This window comes from Paenibacillus liaoningensis (genome assembly GCF_059609455.1).
In genome coordinates this window covers 61,787-86,354 of the sequence record NZ_JCAALU010000018.1, presented here as the reverse complement: position 1 = coordinate 86,354, position 24,568 = coordinate 61,787, and the positions used below count along the sequence as shown (strand labels likewise).

General features: G+C 48.9%; 21 protein-coding genes. 11 read left to right on the top strand and 10 right to left on the bottom strand.

All coding sequences use genetic code 11. The annotated features are described in order from the left end of the window. Window positions 1-44: 44 nt before the first annotated feature. From nth to leuC, 6 genes are all read right to left on the bottom strand, one after another. A complete protein-coding gene (nth, locus tag AC6B99_RS26095; protein WP_494864416.1) occupies window positions 45-725 on the bottom strand; it encodes an endonuclease III in 681 nt (226 codons plus the stop codon). 140 nt (window positions 726-865) lie between these two features. Next, the gene (locus tag AC6B99_RS26090) at window positions 866-3,340 is read right to left on the bottom strand and encodes an S-layer homology domain-containing protein (RefSeq protein ID WP_496664578.1); all 2,475 of its coding nucleotides are present in this window, start codon (window positions 3,338-3,340) and stop codon (window positions 866-868) included. Between the two features lie 132 nt (window positions 3,341-3,472). Next, entirely contained in the window at window positions 3,473-4,033 is a 561-nt protein-coding gene (locus tag AC6B99_RS26085; protein WP_494864412.1) for a GerMN domain-containing protein, read from the bottom strand. Window positions 4,034-4,053: 20 nt separating this feature from the next. After that, complete coding sequence (locus tag AC6B99_RS26080) at window positions 4,054-5,496, bottom strand: N-acetylmuramoyl-L-alanine amidase family protein (RefSeq protein ID WP_496664577.1); 1,443 nt, start codon at window positions 5,494-5,496, stop codon at window positions 4,054-4,056. Window positions 5,497-5,749: 253 nt separating this feature from the next. Then, window positions 5,750-6,352, bottom strand: coding sequence for a 3-isopropylmalate dehydratase small subunit (gene leuD, locus AC6B99_RS26075; RefSeq protein ID WP_056028640.1), 603 nt, complete (start codon window positions 6,350-6,352; stop codon window positions 5,750-5,752). A 29-nt stretch (window positions 6,353-6,381) separates the two neighbouring features. Continuing rightward, entirely contained in the window at window positions 6,382-7,797 is a 1,416-nt protein-coding gene (gene leuC / locus AC6B99_RS26070; RefSeq protein ID WP_056028644.1) for a 3-isopropylmalate dehydratase large subunit, read from the bottom strand. A gap of 162 nt (window positions 7,798-7,959) precedes the next feature. On the opposite strand from leuC, the gene AC6B99_RS26065 reads away from it, so the two are divergent. Next, window positions 7,960-8,853 carry a LysR family transcriptional regulator gene (locus tag AC6B99_RS26065; RefSeq protein WP_056028646.1) on the top strand — a complete coding sequence of 298 codons (894 nt, stop codon included), beginning with the start codon at window positions 7,960-7,962 and terminating at the stop codon, window positions 8,851-8,853. A gap of 114 nt (window positions 8,854-8,967) precedes the next feature. Here the strand turns inward: AC6B99_RS26065 and AC6B99_RS26060 are convergent, their stop codons facing one another. Continuing rightward, window positions 8,968-9,765, bottom strand: a complete 798-nt coding sequence (locus tag AC6B99_RS26060) for a carbon-nitrogen family hydrolase (RefSeq protein WP_056028649.1) — start codon at window positions 9,763-9,765, stop codon at window positions 8,968-8,970. 132 nt (window positions 9,766-9,897) lie between these two features. On the opposite strand from AC6B99_RS26060, the gene AC6B99_RS26055 reads away from it, so the two are divergent. From AC6B99_RS26055 to AC6B99_RS26015, 9 genes are all read left to right on the top strand, one after another. Continuing rightward, entirely contained in the window at window positions 9,898-10,350 is a 453-nt protein-coding gene (locus AC6B99_RS26055) for a hypothetical protein (RefSeq protein ID WP_056028652.1), read from the top strand. Window positions 10,351-10,457: 107 nt separating this feature from the next. Further along, the gene (locus AC6B99_RS26050; protein ID WP_496664576.1) at window positions 10,458-11,654 is read left to right on the top strand and encodes a pyridoxal phosphate-dependent aminotransferase; all 1,197 of its coding nucleotides are present in this window, start codon (window positions 10,458-10,460) and stop codon (window positions 11,652-11,654) included. 336 nt (window positions 11,655-11,990) lie between these two features. Further along, a complete protein-coding gene (gene proB / locus AC6B99_RS26045) occupies window positions 11,991-13,091 on the top strand; it encodes a glutamate 5-kinase (RefSeq protein WP_496664575.1) in 1,101 nt (366 codons plus the stop codon). Window positions 13,092-13,152: 61 nt separating this feature from the next. Continuing rightward, window positions 13,153-14,403 (top strand): glutamate-5-semialdehyde dehydrogenase, encoded by a 1,251-nt coding sequence (locus AC6B99_RS26040; protein ID WP_496664574.1) that lies wholly within the window; start codon window positions 13,153-13,155, stop codon window positions 14,401-14,403. Window positions 14,404-14,448: 45 nt separating this feature from the next. Further along, window positions 14,449-15,330: a pyrroline-5-carboxylate reductase gene (gene proC / locus AC6B99_RS26035; protein WP_494880312.1), complete on the top strand. Its 882-nt coding sequence runs from the start codon at window positions 14,449-14,451 to the stop codon at window positions 15,328-15,330. Continuing rightward, the gene (locus AC6B99_RS26030) at window positions 15,327-16,547 is read left to right on the top strand and encodes a 2,3-diketo-5-methylthiopentyl-1-phosphate enolase (protein ID WP_496664573.1); all 1,221 of its coding nucleotides are present in this window, start codon (window positions 15,327-15,329) and stop codon (window positions 16,545-16,547) included. Before proC ends, AC6B99_RS26030 begins: the two co-directional genes overlap by 4 nt. Further along, window positions 16,544-17,215 (top strand): 2-hydroxy-3-keto-5-methylthiopentenyl-1-phosphate phosphatase, encoded by a 672-nt coding sequence (locus tag AC6B99_RS26025; protein ID WP_056028670.1) that lies wholly within the window; start codon window positions 16,544-16,546, stop codon window positions 17,213-17,215. The genes AC6B99_RS26030 and AC6B99_RS26025 overlap by 4 nt, the downstream gene beginning before the upstream one ends. Continuing rightward, window positions 17,215-17,865 carry a methylthioribulose 1-phosphate dehydratase gene (mtnB, locus tag AC6B99_RS26020; RefSeq protein WP_056028674.1) on the top strand — a complete coding sequence of 217 codons (651 nt, stop codon included), beginning with the start codon at window positions 17,215-17,217 and terminating at the stop codon, window positions 17,863-17,865. Before AC6B99_RS26025 ends, mtnB begins: the two co-directional genes overlap by 1 nt. 191 nt (window positions 17,866-18,056) lie before the next feature. Beyond that, window positions 18,057-19,097 carry a MerR family transcriptional regulator gene (locus AC6B99_RS26015; RefSeq protein WP_496664572.1) on the top strand — a complete coding sequence of 347 codons (1,041 nt, stop codon included), beginning with the start codon at window positions 18,057-18,059 and terminating at the stop codon, window positions 19,095-19,097. Between the two features lie 22 nt (window positions 19,098-19,119). Here AC6B99_RS26015 and AC6B99_RS26010 read toward each other — a convergent pair whose 3' ends face one another. Continuing rightward, the gene (locus AC6B99_RS26010; protein WP_494880307.1) at window positions 19,120-19,992 is read right to left on the bottom strand and encodes an SDR family NAD(P)-dependent oxidoreductase; all 873 of its coding nucleotides are present in this window, start codon (window positions 19,990-19,992) and stop codon (window positions 19,120-19,122) included. A gap of 144 nt (window positions 19,993-20,136) precedes the next feature. Between AC6B99_RS26010 and AC6B99_RS26005 the strand changes: the two genes are divergently transcribed. Next, on the top strand, window positions 20,137-20,601 hold the full coding sequence (locus tag AC6B99_RS26005; protein WP_056032632.1) for a MarR family winged helix-turn-helix transcriptional regulator: 465 nt from the start codon (window positions 20,137-20,139) through the stop codon (window positions 20,599-20,601). A gap of 185 nt (window positions 20,602-20,786) precedes the next feature. Here AC6B99_RS26005 and argC read toward each other — a convergent pair whose 3' ends face one another. After that, the gene (argC, locus tag AC6B99_RS26000; RefSeq protein WP_496664571.1) at window positions 20,787-21,740 is read right to left on the bottom strand and encodes an N-acetyl-gamma-glutamyl-phosphate reductase; all 954 of its coding nucleotides are present in this window, start codon (window positions 21,738-21,740) and stop codon (window positions 20,787-20,789) included. Window positions 21,741-21,950: 210 nt separating this feature from the next. Beyond that, window positions 21,951-24,368: an RNA polymerase recycling motor HelD gene (gene helD / locus AC6B99_RS25995; RefSeq protein WP_496664570.1), complete on the bottom strand. Its 2,418-nt coding sequence runs from the start codon at window positions 24,366-24,368 to the stop codon at window positions 21,951-21,953. Window positions 24,369-24,568 lie beyond the last annotated feature (200 nt).

Here is a 24,568-nt window from a genome sequence, read left to right as displayed (position 1 = left end):
TGTCATCATCCTTCATTTTAAAAGTATTTGTCTCTTAGCCAACCTTATTTAGCCACTTTCTTAACAGTCTTCTTGTTTAAGCCTGGCTTCATACGTTGTTTTCCTTCTTTGCACATATCCAGCAGCGGACATACCTCGCATTGCGGATTTTGCGCCTTGCAATGATAGCGGCCGAAAAAAATGAGCCGATGATGGGTAAGGGTCCATTCGTCTTTGGGAACAAGCTTCATGAGCTTCTTCTCAACTTCCAGCACAGAATCATCAGGCTTCGCTATCGAAAGGCGCTTGGATACACGCTCAACGTGAGTATCGACGGCAATAGCCGGCACATTAAACGCATTAGACATGACGACATTCGCCGTCTTGCGTCCAACGCCCGGCAGCTCGACCAGCTGCTCATGCGTGGAAGGAGTTTCTCCATCATATTTATCAATGAGAATACGGCACAATTTTTGAATATTGGAAGCTTTGCTTCGGAATAGACCGATTCTTCGAATATCCTGCTCCAGCTCCTCCAGCGGAACCGCCACATAGTCCTCTGGCTGCTTATACTTCTGAAATAAGTTAGCGGTTACTTTGTTCACCATTTCATCGGTACATTGTGCAGACATTAGAACGGCAATCGTCAGCTCAAACGGATTAGAATGGTTCAGCTCGCAGTGTGCGTCCGGAAACATCTCCGCAAGAGTATCCAATATGTGTCGCATCTTCTGCTTCGCATTCATCGTCCTCTCTCCCATTCCAAACACTATCGTTCAAAGTGTAGCGAAAAACGTCCCGCCATGCAACTATAATCCACCATAAATATTGAAAAAAGCATAAAAAAACTGCCCCGTAGGGCAGTTTGTCACATAACCTTACCAATTTACACTTTTACAATTTCCACGGCTTTATTTTTGAAAGCATAAACGATGATCTGATCGCCGTATTTAATATCCTGCAGCGAAATCGTTTTCCCATCTTTTAGCAGCTTTGTTGAGCCTGTCACGTAAAAATAATTGGCGTTGTCGGCATCGGTCGTTTTGAGCGTCCACAGCTGTCCAGCCGTAGCGTCATACTGCCAAAATGTTCTCGTCTGGCCAACAGCGACAGTAACCAGCACGACATCATTTTCATTTTTGCTCAGTTGAATCCGGTCTCCAGTTGCAAGCGTCGACGTAATCGCAGAAGTTGATGTGCCCTTAGTAATTAGGAAGGATTGGCCAAGTGCAGCCGTTGTTGTCTGGCCACTCTCATTGGTCAGCGTAATGCTGTTCGTGCCTACCGATTGAACGGTTCCATAAGAAACGACGATGGATTTCACGGCAGTTATTTGCTTGCCAATGTAGCTAACATTAATGAAAGTGCCCGGAACAAGTGTATCGATCGCCACTTTGCTTCCTGTCTCATTCGTAATGTCGATTCCCGACAGCACTAGATCTGTCTGGACATTTTGCGCATTAACGACCGTAACCTTTTTGGTTCCAGTGTTGACAGCACGTACTTCATATTGGATAGGACGATGAACCTGAATGAGCGTTGCCCGATCCTGATTCACATTCATAACCGTTGTAATCGTATCGCCAACTTTGAGATCAGTCAGAGATGCTGCTGCAATGCCCGGAACTTCTACCGTTGGCGCCGAATAAGTAACCGTAACATCTACGCCGCCAGGCACGCTCATCGTAACGGAATTGCTCGAAGCATTAATAGAGACGAGCTTGCCTGTATATTTGCTTGCAATCGACAAGGACACAACCTTATCGCCGCTGTAAGTAATCGTCAGTTTGCGGTTTTTAGTCAGCCAAGTGCCGATGTCCTCCAGCTTGATTGCATTGCCGTTGTTGTCAATTCTCGTTTTGTCAGTCAAATAAAGCGGATAGGCTTTTGACCCTGCAGAGTCAAAAACGACAAGGAATTTTTTGTCCGCATTATAGCTTTCCACCTGAGCACCAACGAGCGTCTGAACGTTGCGGTTTACGACCTCGATTTTTGTAATCTGGTCCTGGTCATTCGTTGTAATTTGCAGTTGATCCACATCTTTAATCAAATCGCCAATCGTTGGCCCAACGATGCCTTCGATTATAATTTCAACCGTGCTGCTCAAAAATTTGGAATTGAGCTTTCCAGCGCTGTCTTCATAAGTAAGGACGCTTGCATCGCCGGAAATAAACGTGCCTTTGAGCACAGCCGCTCCTGTTTGTTGGTCAACTGTAATTTTCAGCGCTTTAGGAGATGTACGGAACGTATCCTGCGTCACTGTAATTGCGCTGTTTTCTTTCAAGTCGCTAATGGCAATCGTCTTGCCAGACGTTTCGGTTAAGATAAGCGAGTCGTCATAATAAACCTCTACCGGCTTATTATCTATCCACACATACAGCATCTTCTGATCCGGCAGCACGCGGCCAACCGTACCTGTTATCGTTTTAATTTGCGGCTTGTCATCCTGGAGCTCCACGTAAGCAGCCCCGCCCGATTTCGTAATGACCGTTACATTTGCATATTGCACAAGATCTTTGGCTGCAATTGGCGTTTCTGAGTCATAACGATAGATGACCGTATCTGGGCTAAGCGTATATACAGCTGATTGAGACTTGCTATAAATCGTTATGCCCGTATCGCTAGATTGCAGCAGCACACCCGTTGCTTGGCCTGCGTATTCCACCGGATACAGCTTCTCAGCACGGCTGAACAGCGTTGCAAGGCTTGCACGGTTTACATTCGCTTTAGGGTCGAACTTGACTGCCGTTACCCCTTTAACCAAATCTAGTGAAACAGCTGCATTGACATAGCCACGGTAGCTGCTAGCAATTTGATCTGCATCATTAAACGATGAAACAGCGTTCTGCAGGCTGTCCGCTGTGCTCTTCTGGTTAATAGCACGAATGAGCAGCTTCGTCACCCATTCACGAGTGGCAGGGCGTTGTCCCCAGCCTACAGCTTGATCGCCGGAAGCGGCAAGCGCATATTCTTCAGCTTGATCCAGCAAGCCTTTATCAAAAGCAAGCTTCACTTCGCCTTTAAAGTCGCTCTTAACGACAAACGTTTCTGGAAAAGCAACAGTATCATCAGCCGGAGCTTCACTTGCTGCGCCTATAAAACGCAAAGCCATAAGAACGGCTTCCTGCTGCGTTACATTATCAGCCGGACGAAACAGGCCATTAGAGCCATTAATGATGCCTTGAAGCGACAGCTTCGTAATATGCTTTTGCGCCCAGTGATTCGATGCTACATCGCTAAACGGGTTGGAGCTGACAGACGCCGCATACGAAATAGGGGCGGGAACCGCAAAAGGCCCCGCCAAAATGGAAAATGCAATTGTACCTGCAATGATAGATTTAGATGATCGTGACAATGCCATAGTTATCGTTCCCCCCAAATAGTTTCAAAACGTATTAAATGGAATTTCTATTTTATTACACTCTTTTATTCATTATCTATCATTTTCTTTCTATCAAGCGTAAACGGCTGAAGACGTTCTCTGGCTGCTAAGCTACGGCTTTAGTGTTGGATGCTCAAGCTCAACATGGCCCATCAGCGTATCTGCGCTGTCTCCATCAATGAGCAAATCATAGGATTTTACAAATTCGAACTGGAACAATGTTTTTTGGAGCGTCTCCAGCACTAATACTTCGCCAGGCGAACCAAGCCGGGACTCGTCAGACAGATGAAGATCAATCGTCACCTGTCCATCGCTTCCCAGCAACACCGATTTAATTTCAATCAGCTTCCACAGCGATACAGCGCCATCGCCCTCCGCTTGCTGTAATGCTGTAATTGCGTTTTGAACTAACTCCAGATCTGAGCTGTATGCAACCTGAACCTGCTGCTCCACTATACCATCCAGCTCTTCATTTCCCGCATATACCTTTATTTCTGCTGTCTGTTTTGCAGGCTCAATTGACGGCTCGGCCGTCGGAGCAGCGGATGGCTGAATAGAAGGCGACGGGCTGCTGCCCGCGCCTGATTCAGCTGGCTTGTTAACCGCCGCACAGCCCGCAACGAGTCCAACTATACATAAAGTCAACATGAACTTGCTCACTGTTCGCAGCATCTGTTATCCCCCTGTCTCTACTATAGCTTCAAATAGTCCTTGATTCCTGCTACAATTCCGGCAGCGATTTTATTTTGCACGGATTCATCAAACAGCTTCTTGTAATCGTCTGCGTTAGACAAAAATCCTGCCTCAAGCAAAATGGCTGGCATTGTCGTTTCTCTCGTCACATGCAAGCTCTGCTGCTTGACACCGCGATCCTTAAGGCCTGTTGCTTTGGCAAACTGCTTGTGTACCGCATCGGCAAACGCTTTGCTGCTAGCTCTTGTGTAGTAGGTTTCCGTGCCCGTTGCGGCGCTGCTCGGATTGCTGTTGGCATGAATAGATAGGAATAGATTAGCTTTAAGATTTTCAGCAAACTTTACCCGATCCTCCAGCTTGACATAGTTGTCATCGGGACGGGATAAAGAAGCTTTTATTTTCGACTCCTTATCAAGCAGAGCCTTTACTTTCAAAGAAAGGCTGAGATTAAATTCTTTCTCCCATCTGCCATTAATTCCTTTTGCTCCTGGATCAGAGCCGCCATGTCCCGCGTCAATTACGATAGAATAAACACCGTTTGCTGGCAGTGTCGGACCTGCAGTTGGCGTTGGCGTCTCTGAAGGCGTCGGTGTTGGCGTAGGAGTAGCTTGCACTGGCAGCGGATCAATGACATTGATGCGAATTTCGCCTAGCGCACTGTTGATGACATCCACATCGGCATCTGCTTTCAGGTCAAGCACGATACGTACAGTTGCCGGGCTTGACGAGAACAAGGAATAGCGGATACCGCTCAAATAAGGATGCTCGCCTACCTCAAGATTGATCTGACCTGAGCCAAGCTGCGCTAAAAGCGTATCCGAATAGGACACCTTGGGAATGTCCATTACGATTCGTTTCGGGCTTTCGAGCTTGAAAGGCTGATTGTAGACAGCGCTTCCCTCGTAGTGAATAATAATCGCATTTTCATTGTCATACGAAATGTCCGTTACAACACCATCAGGCTGTGTGACAACCGGATCTGTTGATGGAGTTGGCGTAGGCGTTGGCTCCGCTTCTTTAAACAATTGGACGGATTTTGTCGTTTGGTCCCAATTGACCTGCATTCCGAGAGATTCCCCAACGAATCGCAGCGGAATAAGGGTTGTCCCTTTTTGCAGCAAAGCTGGCGTATCCAGCTTCACCTGCTCATTGTTAACAAAAGCGACATCCTGGTTAATAGTAAGTACAATTGAATCAGAGCCATTATGTACAGTAACTGTCTGTGTAGCTGACGACCAGCCTACTTTGTAGCCGATACTCTCCGACACGAGCCGAATCGGTACAAGCGTATACTTGTTGTCTACGATTTGCGGCGCTACCTTCGAATCCAGTAAAGCCCCATTCAAATAAAGCTTTGGCACAACCTCGGCAGCATGTCCTGCACTAGAAAACAGCGTGAACAAAAACGACATGAGCAACAAAATCGGTACAAATTTCTTCATTTTCCACCTCGATGACTGAAATTGCCCTCATCGAATGGGGTGCATTCGACTTAAACAGACTAAAATATTAGACGCATAGCGTCAGAAAAAGTTGCGTATAGAGGAAAAAAGAGGACAATTTTTCCGACAGGAAATTGCCCTCTTTTTAAAATATAGGAAAGTATATCGTTTTTCCATCCTTCTCTATATTTCTCGTAATGAAACGGCTGTCGCCGCCAGAAGGCGGCAACAGCCGTTTTTTCTTATTTACAGCTTATGCGTGCGATTTTGCAGCGCGTTTTTGCTCGTAAGCTGTAATTTTATCTTCATGCATCAGCGTAAGGCCGATATCATCAAGACCTTGCAGCAAAAACTGGCGACGGTGCTCATCCAGCTCAAAGTTGATTTCCAGACCATAATCATCAGTCAGACGATTGTTTTCCAGATCAACATTCAGCTTGTAGCCATCATGCTTCGCCGTGCGCTGGAACAGATCTTCAACCTGCTCTTCGCTCAGCTTAAGCGGCAAAATGCCGTTTTTGAAACAGTTATTGTAGAAAATATCTGCATAAGACGGTGCAATAACGACTTTGTAGCCATAGTCGAGAATGGCCCATGGCGCATGCTCACGTGAAGAGCCGCAGCCGAAGTTAGCGCGAGATATAAGAACGGAAGCGCCTTGATAACGAGGCTTATTCGGTTCAAAATCAACGTTTACTTCACCGTTCTCATGAAAACGCCATTCGAAAAATAGAAATTGTCCAAAGCCGCTGCGCTCAATACGCTTCAAAAATTGCTTAGGAATAATCGCATCCGTATCTACGTTAACGCGATCGACTGGAGCAACAATGCCCGTAAACTGTTTAAATGGTTCCATATCGGTAATACCCCTCTCACACGTCCTGATTAGTTCAATACTTCTGTTTTGACATTCCAATCACGCACATCTGTAAAACGGCCCATAACAGCTGCAGCAACAGCCATTGCTGGAGATACGAGATGCGTACGGCCTCCGCGGCCTTGGCGGCCTTCGAAGTTACGGTTCGATGTCGAAGCACAGCGCTGTCCTGGCTGCAGAACGTCCGGATTCATTGCCAGACACATCGAGCAGCCTGCTTCACGCCATTCGAAACCTGCTTCGATAAATACTTTATCAAGGCCTTCTTTCTCAGCCTGAATTTTAACGCGGCCCGAGCCTGGAACGACGATTGCTGTCACTTTATCACTAACTTTGTAGCCGCGAGCGATTTCAGCAGCAGCACGAAGATCCTCAATACGTCCATTTGTACAAGAACCGATAAATACATAGTCGATCTCGATTTCATTCATAGGCGTACCTGGCTTCAGATCCATATATTCAAGTGCTTTCTCAGCAGCTTTACGCTCATTTTCCGTAGGGAGCTGTTCTGGGTAAGGAACGGAAGAAGTAATATCCGTACCCATGCCAGGGCTTGTACCCCAGGTTACTTGCGGAATCAGGGAATCCACATCAAAATCAACAATCGTATCATAAGTTGCGCCTTCGTCAGTGGACAGCAATTTCCACTCTTCTACAGCTGCATCATAATCTGCTGGAGCATATTCGCGTCCGCGAAGATAGTTGAAAGTCGTTTCGTCAGGAGCGATCAGACCTGCGCGAGCGCCGCCTTCGATCGACATGTTGCAAACCGTCATACGCTCTTCCATCGTCAGCGAGCGGATCGACTCACCTGTGTACTCGATAACGTAGCCGGTAGCGAAGTCCGTGCCGTATTTTGCGATAACGCCCAAAATCATATCTTTTGCCGTTACGCCCGGTTTGCGGTTGCCTGTGAAGCGAACTTCCATCGTTTTTGCTTTCGATTGCTGCAAGCATTGTGTTGCCATTACGTGCTCAACCTCGGAAGTACCGATACCAAATGCAAGCGCGCCGAACGCACCATGCGTGGACGTGTGGCTGTCGCCGCAAACGATCGTTTTGCCCGGATGCGTGAGGCCAATTTCAGGCCCCATAACGTGTACAACGCCTTGGTCAATATTGTCAAGATCAAACAGCTTTACGCCGAAATCCTTACAGTTTTGCGTCAGCGTATCGATTTGTTGCTTGGAAATAGGATCTTTAATATTAAAGCGGTCTTTCGTAGGAACGTTGTGATCCATCGTTGCAAATGTCAAATCCGGACGACGTAATTTACGACCAGACATGCGAAGGCCTTCGAAAGCTTGCGGCGAAGTTACTTCGTGAACCAGTTGAAGATCGATATAAATAATACTTGGTTTGCCTTCTTCTTGATTAATGACGTGATTATCCCAAATCTTCTCAAACATCGTTCTTTTAGCCATTAAATTCACCCCATCGTTCGACTTCTCTTCAAAAATGATGCTCTAAGCATAACATCTGGCACTTGATTGATCCAAGATATAATATCTATAATGTCTATAGGTAACAACTATAACGGTAAATGAAGAAGCTCTTCCCAGAAAAATAGAAAGCGAAGGATGCCCATGGAGCTCAGACAACTGCAGTATGTGCTGCAAATCGCAATTGAAAAAAACTTCTCCCGCGCAGCGGAAAAGCTGCATATCGCCCAGCCTTCGCTCAGCCAGCAGCTGTCTAAGCTGGAGCAGGAGCTTGGCGTGCTGCTGTTTCGGCGCACGACCAACTCGGTTGAGCTTACGCAGGCTGGTCAGGTATTTGTTGACAAGTCCCAAACGATTCTCGATGCGATTGAACAATTAAAGCAGGAAATGGATGATATGGCGCAAATGCGGCGCGGGCGGCTCGTCGTCGGAACGCTGCCGATTACGGGCTCGCATATTTTGCCGCTCGTCCTGCCGGTATTCGGCGCCCAGTATCCACAAATCGAGGTGGTGCTCGTAGAGGATACATCGGCAAAGCTGGAGCAGCTTACGGCAAGCGGCGGCACCGACCTCAGCTTGCTGTCCCTTCCGCTTGCCGACACCACGCTTGCATGGGAGCCTTTAATGGAAGAAGAAATTTGCCTGGCCATTCCGCCGCAGCATCCGCTTGCGGAAAGCACGGAGCCTGTACCGATAAGCATATTGCGCAATGAACCCTTTATCGGATTAAAAAAAGGCCAGGGCTTTCGGCAAATTACGGTCGAGCTGTGCCAGGCTTCCGGCTTTACGCCGCAAATCGTATTTGAAAGCAGCAATATTGAAACCGTCCAATCGCTCGTCGCGGGCGGCATGGGCATCGCCTTCGTCCCGAAAATGCTGACACGGCAAAGAGGGAGCGAATTCGCCCCCATCTACTTGCCCCTGTCCCCCAAAGCGTCACGGACACTAGTCATCGCCAGCCGCAAGGGGCGCTACCTATCCAAAGCTACGGAAGCCTTCATTCGAACGATGAACAAAACGATCGTCCATTATAAATAAATGATCCGCTAAAAAATGGTATTAAACAGAAACGGCTAGATGTAAAAAGGTTGGGCTGCCCGAGGGCTATTTAACCCCAACCTTTTCACTTCTCTTGACTTTTTATCCAAGCTTTTAATACAAATTTGGCCGACGATCTTCAAATACGGGGATTTTCCCGCGTACCGCATCAACGAGTGAAAGGTCGATTTCCGCATAAATAATCGCTTCGTCCTCTCCACCCTCAGCAATGGTTTCTCCCCACGGATCAAGGACGAGTGAATGCCCGAAAAAGCTCGTTTCGCCGCTTTGCCCTACCCGATTGCAGGCAATGACGAACATTTGATTTTCAATCGCTCTTGCGCTCAGCAGCGTTTTCCAGTGATGCAGGCGCGGATTCGGCCACTCAGCTGGAACGAACAGCAGTTTTGCGCCTCCAAGCGCCAGCTTGCGAGCAAGCTCAGGGAAGCGGATATCATAACAAATCATCATGCCGGCTTCCTGTCCGCCAAGCTGAAACAAACCAAGCTTATCGCCAGCTTGCAAATATTTTTCCTCATCCATTAAACGGAACAGATGGATTTTAGAATAATCCGCAATCGTTTCCCCCGCACGGTCGAAAGCAAAAATCGTATTGTAAACGCCATCCGCCTTGCTTTCCGCAATCGAGCCCGCAACAATATTTACTTGATGCTTAGCCGAAAAGGCTGACAAAAGCTGTTTCGTCCGCTCCCCATTCGCATCAGCCAGCGTTTCGATTTCCGTCAGCGCATAGCCTGTGTTCCACATTTCAGGAAACACGATGACATCAAGCTTGCGATCCCCGCTTACCGCTTGCTCCAGCATTTGCGCAAGCTTGGCAAAGTTCGCCTCCGGATTTCCTGCATTTATGTCCATTTGCAGCAGCGCAATGTTTAATTTTTCATTATTCATTTTCGTCAGGCCTCCTGTATGTTGCAACCATTCATTTTCCCTAATGATACCTTCACATGGTTCTGTGTCAAGATGGGGATGATAACTCAAGTACAATTACCAATCCATATACAGACAAGGAGCATGCATAACATGAAGCTGCAAAAATGGATAGCTGCCCTGTGCGCAGCTTGCTCATTATTTATTTTTGCCTCCACCGGATTTGCCCAGGAGACAGCAAAAGAGCAACATACGGTGGGACCCGTTCAAGTTTTTGATGTTAAAGCTGGCAAGGTCGTGCTGACTGTACCGAATGACAAGGACTATCAAAAGATGGCAAACAGCTGGCTTGGCTCCATTACAGGTCTTGCCCCCCAATTAACGAATGACAACACCTGTACCTATGTATATCGCGTTCCTCTAGCTAAACCTTACAAGCTGAGCACGAACAATATTTCGCTCAATGCAACCGAAGTATTTTTGTTCGTATGCGAAGGCAAAGCGCCGCAGCTGTTAGTTTTTGATGATCAGCGCAGGCCGCTGCTGCTGTTATTTACAGCTGATATCGCAGCTTTTGTTAAAAAAGTCGGCATTCCGGCCGCTTAAGAATCCATTCCAACTGAATCACTCGACATAAATGGTTTTTGCGTGCTACAGTAATGCTTAACGGCTTATTGTTCATGAGCAACTATTGGATGTGGAGTGTGAATAAAATGGAAACAAAGCTGGAACAGCATATCATTAAACCAGCAGATCGTATGACTGGCTTGCCTACGCAATTTTTTGCTAAATTGGTTGCTAAGGCTAATGCCCAAGTCGCGAAAGGCCGCGACGTTATTAACCTTGGACAAGGCAATCCCGATCAGCCGACTCCGCCGCACATTGTGGCCAAGCTACAGGAAGCAGCCGCAAACCCTATGTATCACCGTTATCCGCCTTTCAGCGGCTACCCTTTTCTCAAGGAAGCCGTAGCGAAACGTTATAAGGAAGATTATAACGTCGATATAGACCCAACGACAGAAGTTGCCATTTTGTTTGGCGGCAAGACAGGTCTGGTGGAACTTAGCCAGTGCCTGCTTAATCCAGGCGATGTCTGCCTCGTGCCTGACCCGGGCTATCCCGATTATTGGTCAGGCGTGGCGCTCGCTGGAGCGGATATGCATTTTATGCCGCTAACGGCGGAAAACCGCTTTTTGCCTGATTATGGCGCCATTGACGAAGCCGCCCTTAGGCGTGCTAAGCTCATGTTTATGAACTATCCGAACAATCCGACCGGAGCGGTAGCGAATGCTGAATTTTATGAACAGACAGTAGAATTCGCCCGCCGCACAGGCGTCGTTGTCGCAAGTGATTTTGCTTATGGCGCGATTGGCTTTGATGGCGAGCGTCCCGTCAGCTTCCTGCAAACGCCGGGAGCAAAGGAAGTGGGCATAGAGTTTTATACATTGTCGAAATCCTACAACATGGCGGGCTGGCGCGTAGGTTTTGCACTAGGCAACCCGCAAGTCATTTCTTTAATCAATCTTATGCAGGATCATTATTATTGCAGCCTGTTTGGCGGCATTCAGGAAGCGGCGGCTGAAGCGCTAACCGGATCTCAGCAATGCGTGACGGAGCTGAATGCCACTTATGAGCGCAGACGAGAAGCGTTGTTTGGCGCGCTGGATCGCATCGGCTGGAAAGCAGAGCGTCCGGGTGGCTCCTTCTTCTGCTGGCTGCCTGTTCCAGAAGGCTATACATCTGAATCGTTCGCGGATCTCGTTTTGCAGGAAGCAGATGTCGTTGTCGCGCCTGGAGTCGGCTTCGGCACATTCGGCGAAGGCTATGTACGGCTTGGATTGCTTACGAGCGAAGCTCGGCTGGAGGAAGCGGTTGAACGTATTGGAAAGCTAGGCATTTTCAAAGCATAACCGCCTGCAAATGCCTCTCTTTACAGCACCCGTCGATCATGATATGCTTACATCAATTGAACATGAAACGTTATGACGGGACCAGTAAGCTTGACTAGGTCGTGCCCAGAGAGTGAATTCCAGAGGCTGCAAGAATTTACCTCGACTGCTCGCTGAACCTGCCCCTGAACGGCCGATGATGAATCGGACAGCACCTCCTGTTACGAGGCCCAAGCAGGATTGTTTGCCTTAACCGGCCTACAGTCAATTAAGGTGGTACCGCGGAAGCATATAAGACTTTCGTCCTTTACGGACGGGAGTCTTTTTTATTTTGTCAGGAAATGGGATGATGGGAAAATGGCGGAACGAATCATTGTAAAAATCGGCAGCAGCTCGCTAACCTCCGAGGAAGGCGGACTGAACAAAGAACGCATCGCTTATTTTGTCTCCGAGCTTGCCGCGCTGCATGCAGCAGGCTGCTCGGTCATATTAGTCACCTCCGGTGCCGTTGCTGCAGGCTTTCGCCAAATTGGCTATGAGTCAAGGCCCAAAGCCGTACACGAGAAGCAAGCGGCCGCCGCAGTTGGGCAAGCGCTGCTCATGCAAGCTTATCAGGAAGCTTTTAGCCAGTTCGGTATCGGAGCGGCACAAATTTTGCTGACGCGGGCAGACTTCTCTAACCGCAAGCGAATTCAGAACGCTTTGATGACCATTGAAGAGCTGCTCAGGCTGCGCACGATACCGATTATTAACGAGAACGATACCGTCGCAACCGATGAGCTGAAATTTGGTGACAATGACAATTTGTCAGCACTGGTCGCAACAATGACGAAAGCTGGACAGCTCATTATTATTACGGATATGGACGGCTTGTACACGGAGGATCCACGGAAGAATCCGCAAGCAGTCAAAATCGAGCGAGTCGGCAGCATTTCCGCAGACATTATGAAATTCGCCGGCGGTGCTGGCTCGGCAGTTGGAACGGGCGGGATGCGCTCCAAAATTGAAGCAGCCCGAATTGCCATGCGCGGCGGCGTACCCGCTTTTATCGGGAAAGTGCAGCAGCCTGGCGATCTGTCGCTTGCGACAAGCGGCTCCGGCAAAGGCACGTATTTCGATACGGAGATGCATAGCCTGCCGATGAAGAAGCAATGGCTGGGCTTCCACTCTATGCCTCAAGGCACGATATCAGTCGATGCAGGAGCTGAGCTTGCGCTGCTTACAGGGGGCAAAAGCCTCCTCCCTGCCGGCATTACAGGCAGCAGCGGCGATTTCCATCCCGGCGATATCGTGGAGGTGCTTAGCGCCAGCGGCGAAACGATTGGGCGCGGCGTCGTCAATTACGCTGCATGGCAAGCTAAGGCAGCAGCCGGACTTGGCAGCGAAGAAGTGAAGCGCAGAATTGATGTGAGCCGGATTGAAGTCATCCACCGGGATGAATGGGTTTCATTAAAATAAGCCCTTGTCCATTAATAGGGCCAGTCGTTATTCATCACTTATTTTTAGGAGGAACAAACCTATGACAAGCGAAGTTGTCCAAAAAGCCACATTGGCAAAACGTGCTGCAAGTATTATGAACACCGTAACGACCGACCAGAAAAATGCCGCACTGCTTACGATCGCTGACGCTTTAATTAAGCATACAGCTGATATTATTGAAGCGAACAAGCTCGATTTGAAAAATGGAGAAGCAGCCGGCACTAGCCGCTCCCTGCTCGACCGTCTCGCTCTCGATGAGGCAAGAATTGAAGCAATTGCTCAAGCGCTCCGTGAAATCGCTGATCTGCCTGACCCAGTTGGCGAACTGCTGGAGCAGTTCGACCGTCCGAATGGACTGCATATTGAAAAATCACGTGTTCCGATCGGCGTTATTGGCATCATTTATGAAGCGCGTCCGAATGTGACGGTCGATGCGGCTGGATTATGTCTCAAAACTAGCAACTGCGTCGTGCTCCGCGGCGGCTCGGCAGCACTTGAATCGAATCGCAAAATTATCGAGGTGCTGCGCCAGGCGCTTGAGTCGACGGCATTGCCAGCCGATGCCCTCCAGCTCATTGAAGATTCCGATCGCGCGTCGGTCAATGAAATGCTCAAGCTGAACGGACTGCTCGATGTTATTATTCCACGCGGCGGGTCAACACTCATTCGCACCGTCGTTGAAAATGCTACCGTTCCGGTTATTGAAACCGGCGCAGGCATTTGCCATACTTATATTGATGCGAGTGCAAACGTGGAGATGGCGGCCAGCATTTCGCTCAATGCCAAAGCACAGCGTCCATCCGTCTGCAACTCCATGGAAACGCTGCTTGTACACAAAGCTTTTGCCAGCGAGTCGCTTCTCTCCATTGCTGAGCAGTTTACAGCAGCAAAGGTGGAGCTTCGCGGCTGCGAGCGCGTTATGAAGCTTATTCCGCACGCCAAGCAAGCGACGAATGAGGATTACGCGACAGAGTATAATGACTATATTCTGAACGTGAAAATCGTAGATAATCTGGATGAGGCCATCGCTCATATTAGCAACTACGGGACGCAGCATTCCGAATGCATCGTTACCGAGGACGCAGGCAATGCAGCCCGCTTTATGCAAGAAATTGATGCGGCTGCCGTCTATCACAATGCTTCCACTCGCTTCACGGATGGCTTTGAATTCGGCTTTGGCGCCGAAATTGGCATTAGTACGCAGAAGCTTCATGCACGCGGGCCTATGGGCTTGCCTGCACTCACATCAACCAAATACCGGATTACCGGCTCTGGACAAATTCGCGGCTAATTAAGCGTTCACTTTACGATTTCGAAAATATGGGAGGAAACCGTTATGCCAATAGATACAGACACCAAGACGATTGATCGCATTCAGTCGCTGCAAATCGCTTTCTACGGCGCAGGCTCCATGGCGGAAGCCATCGCCCGGGGCATGATTAATCAGAACCTGACGCAGCCGAAACGCATTGCAATGCTCAACCGGCAAAATGCCGATCGTTTGAACGAGCTTAACAGCCAGTATGGTGTTCAGACGATTTTGCAAGGCTCCTCGAACGAAGCTTTTCTGAAGGAAGCCGATATTATTTTTCTCGCCATGAAGCCAAAAGATGCAGCCGAAGCCATTGCAGGCATTAAGCCTTTTATTTCGGAGCATCAGCTTATTATTTCGGTCATTGCCGGACTATCGATTTCTTCGATTGAGCTGCTTCTTGGCCGCAAGCTGCCTATCGTACGCACGATGCCGAATACGTCCTGCACGATCGGGCTCGGTGTTACAGGCATCAGTTATTCCGAAGCGGTGACGAAGGAGCAGCAGCTGCTGGCGGAAGCTATTTTCCAATCCGTTGGCATCACCTCCGTCGTTGAGGAGAACTATCAAGACGCCATTACCGGCGTATCGGGCAGCGGCCCGGCTTACGTGTATTATTTTATGGAATCGATGATTGATGCGGCGAAGGCAATGGGCCTTAGCAAAACGGCTGCCAAGGAGCTTGTCACGCAGACGGTGCTTGGTGCAGCGGAAATGGTACGTGCAACTGGCGAGGAGCCTGCCGAATTGCGCCGCAAAGTGACATCCCCGAACGGGACGACACAAGCAGCGCTTGAGCTGATGAGCCAGCAAGGTTTGGCAGAGACAATTGCCAGCGGCATGAAGCGTTCCGCCGAACGCGCAGCCGAAATCGGAGCCGATATTGAAAGGAGCTTGAAAAAATGAGTGAATTTTGCATTGCTACCTACCGCAGCTTTGATGATAAAGCTGATTTTGATAAAAAAGCGTTATCCATTGCCGTCGGCCTGACGGTTGGAAGCTGGACCGATTTGCCGGAAGCGCGCAAATCCGAAATGGAGAAGCATCTCGGCAAAGTATTGTCCGTTGAGGTGCATGAAGGCGGAGAAGGCAATCGCTACGCTGATATTCGCATCGCCTATCCAGATATCAACTTCAGCCGCGATATCCCTGCCCTGCTCGTTACGATTTTCGGCAAGCTGTCGATGGACGGACGAATTAAGCTGATTGATATTGAAGTTTCACAGTCGTTCGGCTCTGCTTTTCCGGGTCCGAAGTTTGGCTTGCAAGGCGTTCGCGGCCTACTCGGCGTACAGGAGCGTCCGCTGCTGATGAGCATCTTCAAATCTGTTGTCGGCCATGATCTGGCGAACTTGCAGGAGCAGTTTTATAAGCAGGCGCTTGGCGGCGTTGATCTGATTAAAGACGATGAAATTTTGTTTGAAAATCCGCTGACCCCGCTGGAAAAACGCGTTGAGGCTTGTAGGGAAGCTGCCGAGCGCGCCCAGCAGGAAACGGGCCAAAAGCTGCTGTATGCTGTCAATTTGACGGGCCCTACTTCGCAGCTTGCTTCTCAGGCGCGCAAAGCGATTGCTGCTGGAGCTAACGCCCTGCTCTTTAATGTGCTGGCTTACGGCTACGATGTGCTGCATGAGCTGAGCAAAGATCCGTCGATCAGCGTACCGATTGCTGCGCATCCGGCTATGGCAGGCGCGATGTATCCTTCGCCGCACTATGGCATTGGCGCTTCCGTGCTTCTGGGCAAGCTTATGCGCCTTGCGGGAGCTGATCTCGTGCTGTTCCCTTCTCCTTACGGCTCGGTCGTCATGCCGAAGGAAGAAAATCTCGCCGTCAAGGAAGCGCTGCTTGCCCCATCCAGCGAGCTGCTCACCAGCTTCCCTGTTCCATCCGCGGGCATTCATCCGGGCCTCGTGCCGCTTATTTTGCGCGACTTCGGCACCGATGTAGTCGTCAACGCTGGCGGAGGCATTCACGGCCATCCGATGGGCACCGCTGCTGGCGGACAAGCCTTCCGCCTCGCGATTGATGCAGCGATGAATGGCATTCATCTGCGCGATGCTGCCGCAGCTCCTGGCGGTGAAGCACTGCAAGCTGCTATTGACGCTTGGGGGATTAAAGAATGACAGCAGCAAAAAAACGCATCGTGTTCTGCGATTTCGACGGAACGATTACGGTAAATGATAATATTATTGCGATCATCCGCCATTTTAACCCGCCAGGCTGGGAGCCGATTGTGGAGCAGACGATTTCACAGCAAATATCCATTCGTGAAGGGGTAGGCAAGCTGTTCCGCCTCCTCCCTTCTTCTATGCAAAAAGAAGTTGTCCATTTCGGCATTACGAATGCGCGCATTCGCGAAGGGTTTGGCGAGTTCCTCTCCTACTGCCGGAAAAATGATATTGAATTTTACGTGACAAGCGGCGGCATAGACTTTTTCGTCTATCCGGTGCTTGAGCCATTCGATATTCCACAGGATCATATTTATTGCAATGGCCATGATTTTAGCGGTGCTAATATTGAAATTACATGGCCGCATCCGTGCGACGGACAATGCAGCAATGAATGCGGCATGTGCAAAACGACGATTATGCGCAGCTTCCCCGCTGAGCAATATGAACGTATTGTCATTGGCGACAGCGTGACGGACTTTGAAGGCGCAAAGCTGGCGGATGCTGTTTTTTCCCGCTCGCACCTGACGACGAAATGCCAGGAGCTTGGCCTGCCTCATTCCGAATATGAGACGTTCCATGATATTATTCGCGTGCTTGACAAGGGAAAGGATGAATCGTAATGACATTTGAGCAAATTACAACCGAGCAGAAACAGAAGGCGCTCGCTGATCTGCGTGAAGTAAAGGAGCTGTTTGCCTCGCGCGGCTGGTTCCCTGGCACAAGCGGCAATCTGTCCGTGCGCGTAGGGGATTTCGACCCCGAGCAGTTCCATTTTGCCATTACGGCAAGCGGTAAGGATAAGACGGTTCATACACCGGAAGACTACCTATTCGTCGATAAAGAAGGCAAAGCTGTCGAAGCGACTAAGCTGAAGCCTTCGGCGGAAACGCTGATCCACTGCGAAATTTACCGCCAGACGGGCGCAGGCGCTATTTTTCATGTGCATACCGTCTTTAACAGCGTCATCTCGGAATGGTTCTGGGATCGCAAATCCGTGCCGGTTGACGGCGTAGAATTAATTAAGGCGTTCAATATTTGGGACGAGGAAGCGCATATCGACATTCCGATTGTGTCCAACTTCGCCAACATTCCGCAAATCGTTCCTGAAGTAATGGAGCGCCTGCAGCCCGAAATTCCCGGCATTTTGCTGCGCAAGCACGGCATTTATGCTTGGGGTGCGAATCCGTTTGAAGCGAAGCGCCATTTGGAGGCGTTTGAGTTCATTTTTGAATACGTGTATCGCTGGGAGCTGTTGAACGGCCGCAAATAAAGCGCTGTTTCAACGGTAGGCTATATTAGGATCATACTAATAAATAAGACTAAGAGCTGTCTCGATGCACACCCGTGCAGAGGCGGCTCTTTTTTCAAGACGTAACCAGCTGTAGAATGAATGAGCAATTTTGAAAAAAGCTTGACCTTTACGTTAGGGAAAGGTTCATGCTTAGTAAAGGAGGGATGACGGTGAAAGTATTTGAAGCTGCACGGCTGCTGGATACAACTCCGCGTACGCTGCGATTTTATGAGGAAAAAGGGCTCGTTACGCCCACGAAAGCGCGCGAAAACGGCTATCGCCTGTATAGTGAGGAAGATATAGAGCGGCTGCGATGGATTATTGCGCTCCGCGAGCTTGGCATGCCGCTGGCTGCCATTGGCGAGGTGCTGCAAACGGCACGCCAGCCTGATGATTTTCTGCGATTAGCCGATCGTGCGCGGGCTCTCCTCTATGAGGAATGGGTCGCAGCGGGGCAAAAGCTGCAGGCGCTTGATGATACGATAGCCAAATGGCGGAGCCAACCACAGCCTGAGCTTGGCGCTGCTGAGGATGCAGCGGAAAAGATGAAGCATTCCCGCTCCCAGCGAAGCAGCTGGAATGATCGCTGGGATTATGATCGTCTAGCGCTGGAGCATGGCGAGGCTGCCCCAATGGCTGCATTGGCAAAGGTGCTGACTCCCTTCAGCTATGAACAAGCGTTAATGAAGACGCTGGAATGGATTGATCCGATTGCAGGCGAGTACGGCGCCGAGCTTGGAGCGGGAACCGGCAATCTGTCTGTCAAGCTCGCAGAAGCAGGTGTACGCTTAACAGCAATTGAGCAATCGGTGCAAATGCTGAGCATTTTGCGCCGGCGTCTGCCGCATGTGGATGCAAAGCTCGGCAACCTGCTCACCATACCACTGCCGGATCGAGTATGCGCCTTCATTGCTTGCAGCTTTGCAATGCATCATTTGAATGATTCCCAGCAGCTGCTCGCTCTGGCTGAGATGGATCGAATTTTGCTGCCTGGAGGACGAATAGCCATTATCGATATTAGCAAGGATAGCGAAGCAGCAGCAGACTCAACTAAATTTGCCGCTGCCGGGCAGCCTCTTGCTGCAGCTATTGAGCCTTTCCGTTTGCATGAGCTTCAAAGCTGGCTCCAGTCGCGCCGCTACTCCATCTTCGTTGAGCGCTTGGAGAGCGCTGCGGTCATGCTTTTTGCGGTAAAATCGGAACAGTCATAATATACCGCCTTAGTCCCATTATTTATATCCATTCCTTTTGCTTCAGCAATTGCTGTGTCTCTTTCCACAGCCTAGACTGCATTGCCAGATCGCCGCCTGGGTGCACAGGAAGGATCGATTTCCCTGTCCCAACGTTATAATATCCGCCAGTAAAACCTTCGTATTGCGAATCAACTGCTAGGCGGGTAATAATCTCGGCACCTTTGCGCGGGTCTCCAATTCGCAGCCATTTTAAAATTCGTTCAAGCAGCGGGGCAAACCAGAGCTCGCGGCCAAGTCCGGTTACATTAAATCCGGGATTGAGCGTATGAACAGCTACACTCGTGCCAGATAATTGACGGGAAAGCTCTCCTGCAAACATAATGTTCAACAGCTTCGTTTTTCCATAGATGGCTGACGAGCCCCTCGCTGTAAAATCAGCGGTATCCGTCAAATCTTCAGGCAGCGTCAGCACCCCATGATTGCGGGACGCTTCTGATGCCACATTGACAATTCTCGCTTTGTTTGAAGCCTTGAGCGACGGCAGCAAAATCTTCGACAATAGCCAGGGAGCCAAATAGTTGACAGCCATCATTTCCGAGAAGCCTTCGGAGGTGATCCGCTGTTTAAAAGCATGCAGACCCGCATTATTTACGAGCACATCGATTTTGGGATAGGTTGACTTGATTTCTTCCCCTATCCGTTTCACATCCGCCATAATAGATAAGTCACCGTAAAAAAAGACCATTTCTGAATGAGGCGCAACCTCATTAATCCTTCTGGCTGTTTCCTCCGCTCGTTCTCTGCTTCTGGCAGTTAATGCAAGCTTCATGCCGCGCTTGGCTAAATCCATGGCCGCAATCTGTCCAATGCCGCTGGTCGCTCCTGTTATGACAGCCACTGATTTCGTATCCATACGTTTCTCCTCCATCACGCTGAATTTATTTTGACACCTTCTAGGCAAAATCATATAATTGACATAAATCAACTATATGATTTTATTTGATATATGTCAATTATATTCAAGTGTAAATCTATGGAGCCAACGGAGATGTTTATTATGGACAATAACCCATCAGAGCAGCTTGCACCGAGAACACAGCTTGAGCTAAAGCTTGGTGAGCAGCTTAATGCGCTTATCAGCGCCTCCCACGCCTTGAATGTCAGAGCTGCTGCGCGGTTCGACTCTAGCTTGCAGCCCGCCGCTTTTTTAATTGTACGGTGGCTCCTCTCCTATGGGGCAACTAGCGCCACTGCTTTAGCCGAAGCAACAGCTATGGACCGCAGCTCCGTCAGCCGTCTGGTCAACCAGCTTAAGGGGCTGCACTATGTACAGAGTGAAACGGCTCCTGAGGATCGCCGCGGCGTACGCTTATCCTTAACCGAGCTTGGACGGGAACGAACTTTAGAAGCCTTGAAGGAAAAAGAATCCGCCTTCTATGCCAGCATTTCACAGTGGGATGATGCCACGCTGCAGCATTTCACCGAAATGCTCCAAAATTTCAATAGCTACAATTTGAAATAGCACATGTACAATTGAAATAAACGATTAGACCAGCCCGACTATAAGAAAAATCGGTTGCCATGGACGAAAAAATAGGCCAACCAGAAATCTCTGGTTGACCTATTAGAATAACAATACAGCTGGACCAACGCATTTTTATTGAAATAACGTTACTCGATAGCAGAAAAAATTTTGCCTAAACGAATTTAGTTCAATAAGCTATTCCCTTCATCCAATCCAAGCATGAGATTCATATTTTGCACTGCAGCCCCTGATGCACCTTTTCCTAAATTATCGTATCTTGAAATAATATTCACCTTGCCCTTTTGTCCAAAAACAAAAATTTCCAATCGGTTCGTGTTATTGCACTCCGAAATCATGAAGTGTCCTTCATCAAGGTTTGCTTCTGAATCGTATGGCATGACATGTACAAAACGCTCCGATTCAAAATAAGCGGATAATGCTTCATGTACCTCTTTTGCAGAAGCGTTTTTGGACAAAATCCTGCTAATTAAGGGGACTGACATCGCGAGTCCTTGTGCATAATTAGCTTTTATGGGCGTGAATAATGGTTCATATAAAAGTCCTGAATACATCAACATCTCAGGTATATGCTTATGATTATGCTGCAGCGCATAATGCCTTGGAACATGGAGCTTTCTTTCAGCTGCTAATTCTGAATTCTCATATTCCTCTATTCCGCTTTTGCCAGCTCCGGAATAGCCAGTCAAGGAATAACACGTTACAGGGTAATCTTCTGGAAGTATGCCTGCTTCAATTAGCGGTCTAATCGTAAGAATAAAACCAGTGGCATGACAGCCTGGAACGGATACTCTCGATGCGGACTGTATGAGTTCTCTTTGATTTTTCAACTCAGGCAGACCATATACCCAGCTTTTATCTGTTCTAAAGGCAGTGCTGGTATTAATGATTCTTGTTTTGTCATTTTTCACAAGCTCAATTGACTCTTTAGCAGCCGAATCGGGCAGACAAAGAAATACGATATCTGCACTATTAAGGAATTTACTTCGTTCTTCAGGATTTTTTCTTTTGTCAGAGTCAATCCTGAGAACTTCAATGTCCGACACCTTAGACAGATACTCAAAAATCTTTAAGCCCGTCGTGCCTTCTTGTCCGTCAACAAATACCTTATATGTCATAAAGCTCTCCCCTACCATGCATATATATTCTTTATAATGAATAATTATACACAACTATATAGCTTTAAGCAAATTTCATTTGCAACGTTTATACAATCACAAGGCTTACATTTTTTGCCCGGCAGCTTATTGAGACATCGTCAGTTTCGGAGCAAAATGGATTTCTAATATGATCAGCAGCTTATCGGGGTCGAAGTTTTCCCCGATCCATCAAGATGTAGCTTTCTCATACAAATTCGCAGGCAATGACTGCACGAATGGCGACCAATTGCCCGCCGTATAAAGATGAAGCCGATGCATAGCCCGCGTACAAGCCGTGTAAAGAAGCTTGCGTTCGTTATTCTGTCCGTAAGCTTCGGGCGAAGCATCATAGATCAAGACTGCATCGAACTCGACACCCTTGGCGAGATACACGGGAATGACCATCACTCCTTTTTCAAAGCCCAGCGTCTCCTTCGTAATGAGCTGCAGAGCTGCGCCTCCATATATCCGCAACGATTCATGAGCCTCCCGGCTTTCGGCTGCGGTCTTCGTAATGACGGCGATGGAATCGAAGCCCTCAGCCCTGAGCGCTGCGATGTCTGCCATCATTTGCGCATCACGCTTCTCCTCGCTGGCCCTTCTCGTCAGAAGGGGCTTGTGGCCTCGCCTTTCAAAAGGTGCAATTTCTTCCCCGCCTGGAAGCATCGATCTCGTAAATTCAACTATCTCCCTGGTTGAACGATAACTGCGTACAAGGCATACTAGGCTCGTTTCGGCTTCGCCATAAAGGCGGACCAGCGGCGAGTCGGATGCGGACAAACTTGTAGCCTGCATGAAGATCGCTTGCCCAAAATCACCGAGCACCGTCATCCGAGCACGTGGAAACAGCTTTTTTAAATATTCATATTGAAACGGCGAATAATCCTGACCCTCGTCTACGAACACATACCGGATTTCCTTGTTCGTCCGGACGCCTTCGATCAGTTCTTTTACATACAAATAAGGAGTCGCATCCTCGTAGAATAGCTCATTGCGAAGCAGCGATTCCTTCGTTTGCCTGCATATTTCAGGCCACAGCGGTGGGACGACAGCCCCATTCGTTTTCTCTTGATAAGCGGCTTCGTCAACAAACAGTTGGCCATATATGCCTTTAATATCTACGAACGATAGCTTCTTCACCATTTTCCTTAGCGGTTTAAAGCATTCTTTCACGATCCTGCGGCGGTGCAGCTCTTCCTCCCTTGTGGCGAAGTCAAAGTCGCCTTCATCTTCCCGAAGCTTGTTGCTTATTTTCTCGCGAACTACCGCGTATTGTTCCGCAATGTCGAATACTTCCTTATCTTTGTGCAGCATTCCGAAAACTTCCGCGTACTGCTCGGCATCGAGATAATTCAGCTCTTCCTGCACCCAAGGCGCTTCCCGCTCCTTACGTTCCAGCAAAGCCAGTTCTTTCAGCAGCCATTCCTGTAAAAGTTCGATACGATTGAGCAACGGCTGAGAACGGTCATATTCGTAAAATTTCGCTTTTATTCGCTCTGCGGCAATCAGATCGCGTTCCCGAAACCGGATACCGTTGAATCGCATGCCTTTTTGTCCCAACCACACGCCATAGTCCTTCAGGGCTTGCAGGAAAACCTCGGAAGCTTTATATTCGATCCCCTGAAGTCGAGCCTCATACCCCGGCACCCCTTGTGCGGTCAGTACATATTCAATTTGATCAAAAGCATCCTCCGGCCGTAACGAAGAACCTAGCCAATAGTCGAGATATTCTTGAAAAGTCGTCTGCTGTATGTTCTCTTCACCAAGCTCCGGTAGGACGGTGGAGATATAACTGGTAAACATCGGATTCGGCGAAAAAAGAACGATTTGATCGGCCTTGATCGACTGGCGATGTTTGTACAGCAAATACGCCACTCGCTGCAATGCCGCTGAAGTTTTGCCACTGCCGGCCGCCCCCTGTACGATAAGCATCCGGCTTTTTTCATTGCGGATGATGATGTTTTGTTCCCTCTGTATGGTGGCCACGATACTCTTCATTTGCGAGTCCGCCCCTTTGCCGAGCACTTGCTGCAGCAATTCGTCTCCGATCGTCTCGCTCGCGTCAAACATGCTCTGGATTTGCCCGCTTTGAATCTGAAACTGGCGCTTGAGCTCCATCGTCCCTTCGATTTGTCCAGCTGGCGTGACATAAGACGCCAAGCCGGGGGAATAGTCGTAGTAAAGGCTCGCGATGGGCGTACGCCAGTCATAAATCAGAAAGCTCAAACCGTCATCGTCGATGAAGGAAGATACGCCAATATAGATTTGCTCGCTGAAGCCCAGACCATCCTCCTGAAAGTCGAGGCGTCCGAAATAAGGAGATGGATGCAGACGTTTCATGCTGTCCCATTGCTGCGCCAATAGCTTGCGGCCCCGCTCCCGTTCGGCCAATACCGCGGACTGCTGGTTAATCGTGTAGAAGGTTTCTTCGAAATCTTCTTGCGTGCTTGTGTTGATCGTAACCTCTTCCCAAAACCGCTTGCGGATGTCCGCAGCTTGATCGCGCAGTCCGGCAACCTCCGGCTCCAGTTCAGCAATCCTCGCCTGCAGCTTGTTCCTGATCCATTCCAGTCTCTCCTGTTCTTGCCGCCAATCCTTCGTATCCATTCTCCTGAACACACTCCTTTTTCCGTTTTTCCGGGATAAAAAAGAGCATTGACAAATCAAAGTTCCAGATGTACAATTAAAGTGGGAATAAAATTGGATACATCTTTAATCTGCATTGTCAATGACGCTATCGATTATACCATGGCGTTATTTTGCGTTCAATCTATTTTTTTTGTTACCCCTCCGGCAGAGCAGAACAC

Excerpts from the sequence above, each read along its gene's own strand:
- nth (WP_494864416.1), bottom strand. The coding sequence starts at position 725 with ATGAATGCGAAGCAGAAGATGCGACACATATTGGATACTCTTGCGGAG.
- AC6B99_RS26090 (WP_496664578.1), bottom strand. The coding sequence starts at position 3,340 with ATGGCATTGTCACGATCATCTAAATCTATCATTGCAGGTACAATTGCA.
- AC6B99_RS26085 (WP_494864412.1), bottom strand. The coding sequence starts at position 4,033 with ATGCTGCGAACAGTGAGCAAGTTCATGTTGACTTTATGTATAGTTGGA.
- AC6B99_RS26080 (WP_496664577.1), bottom strand. The coding sequence starts at position 5,496 with ATGAAGAAATTTGTACCGATTTTGTTGCTCATGTCGTTTTTGTTCACG.
- leuD (WP_056028640.1), bottom strand. The coding sequence starts at position 6,352 with ATGGAACCATTTAAACAGTTTACGGGCATTGTTGCTCCAGTCGATCGC.
- leuC (WP_056028644.1), bottom strand. The coding sequence starts at position 7,797 with ATGGCTAAAAGAACGATGTTTGAGAAGATTTGGGATAATCACGTCATT.
- AC6B99_RS26065 (WP_056028646.1), top strand. The coding sequence starts at position 7,960 with ATGGAGCTCAGACAACTGCAGTATGTGCTGCAAATCGCAATTGAAAAA.
- AC6B99_RS26060 (WP_056028649.1), bottom strand. The coding sequence starts at position 9,765 with ATGAATAATGAAAAATTAAACATTGCGCTGCTGCAAATGGACATAAAT.
- AC6B99_RS26055 (WP_056028652.1), top strand. The coding sequence starts at position 9,898 with ATGAAGCTGCAAAAATGGATAGCTGCCCTGTGCGCAGCTTGCTCATTA.
- AC6B99_RS26050 (WP_496664576.1), top strand. The coding sequence starts at position 10,458 with ATGGAAACAAAGCTGGAACAGCATATCATTAAACCAGCAGATCGTATG.
- proB (WP_496664575.1), top strand. The coding sequence starts at position 11,991 with ATGGCGGAACGAATCATTGTAAAAATCGGCAGCAGCTCGCTAACCTCC.
- AC6B99_RS26040 (WP_496664574.1), top strand. The coding sequence starts at position 13,153 with ATGACAAGCGAAGTTGTCCAAAAAGCCACATTGGCAAAACGTGCTGCA.
- proC (WP_494880312.1), top strand. The coding sequence starts at position 14,449 with ATGCCAATAGATACAGACACCAAGACGATTGATCGCATTCAGTCGCTG.
- AC6B99_RS26030 (WP_496664573.1), top strand. The coding sequence starts at position 15,327 with ATGAGTGAATTTTGCATTGCTACCTACCGCAGCTTTGATGATAAAGCT.
- AC6B99_RS26025 (WP_056028670.1), top strand. The coding sequence starts at position 16,544 with ATGACAGCAGCAAAAAAACGCATCGTGTTCTGCGATTTCGACGGAACG.
- mtnB (WP_056028674.1), top strand. The coding sequence starts at position 17,215 with ATGACATTTGAGCAAATTACAACCGAGCAGAAACAGAAGGCGCTCGCT.
- AC6B99_RS26010 (WP_494880307.1), bottom strand. The coding sequence starts at position 19,992 with ATGGATACGAAATCAGTGGCTGTCATAACAGGAGCGACCAGCGGCATT.
- AC6B99_RS26005 (WP_056032632.1), top strand. The coding sequence starts at position 20,137 with ATGGACAATAACCCATCAGAGCAGCTTGCACCGAGAACACAGCTTGAG.
- argC (WP_496664571.1), bottom strand. The coding sequence starts at position 21,740 with ATGACATATAAGGTATTTGTTGACGGACAAGAAGGCACGACGGGCTTA.
- helD (WP_496664570.1), bottom strand. The coding sequence starts at position 24,368 with ATGGATACGAAGGATTGGCGGCAAGAACAGGAGAGACTGGAATGGATC.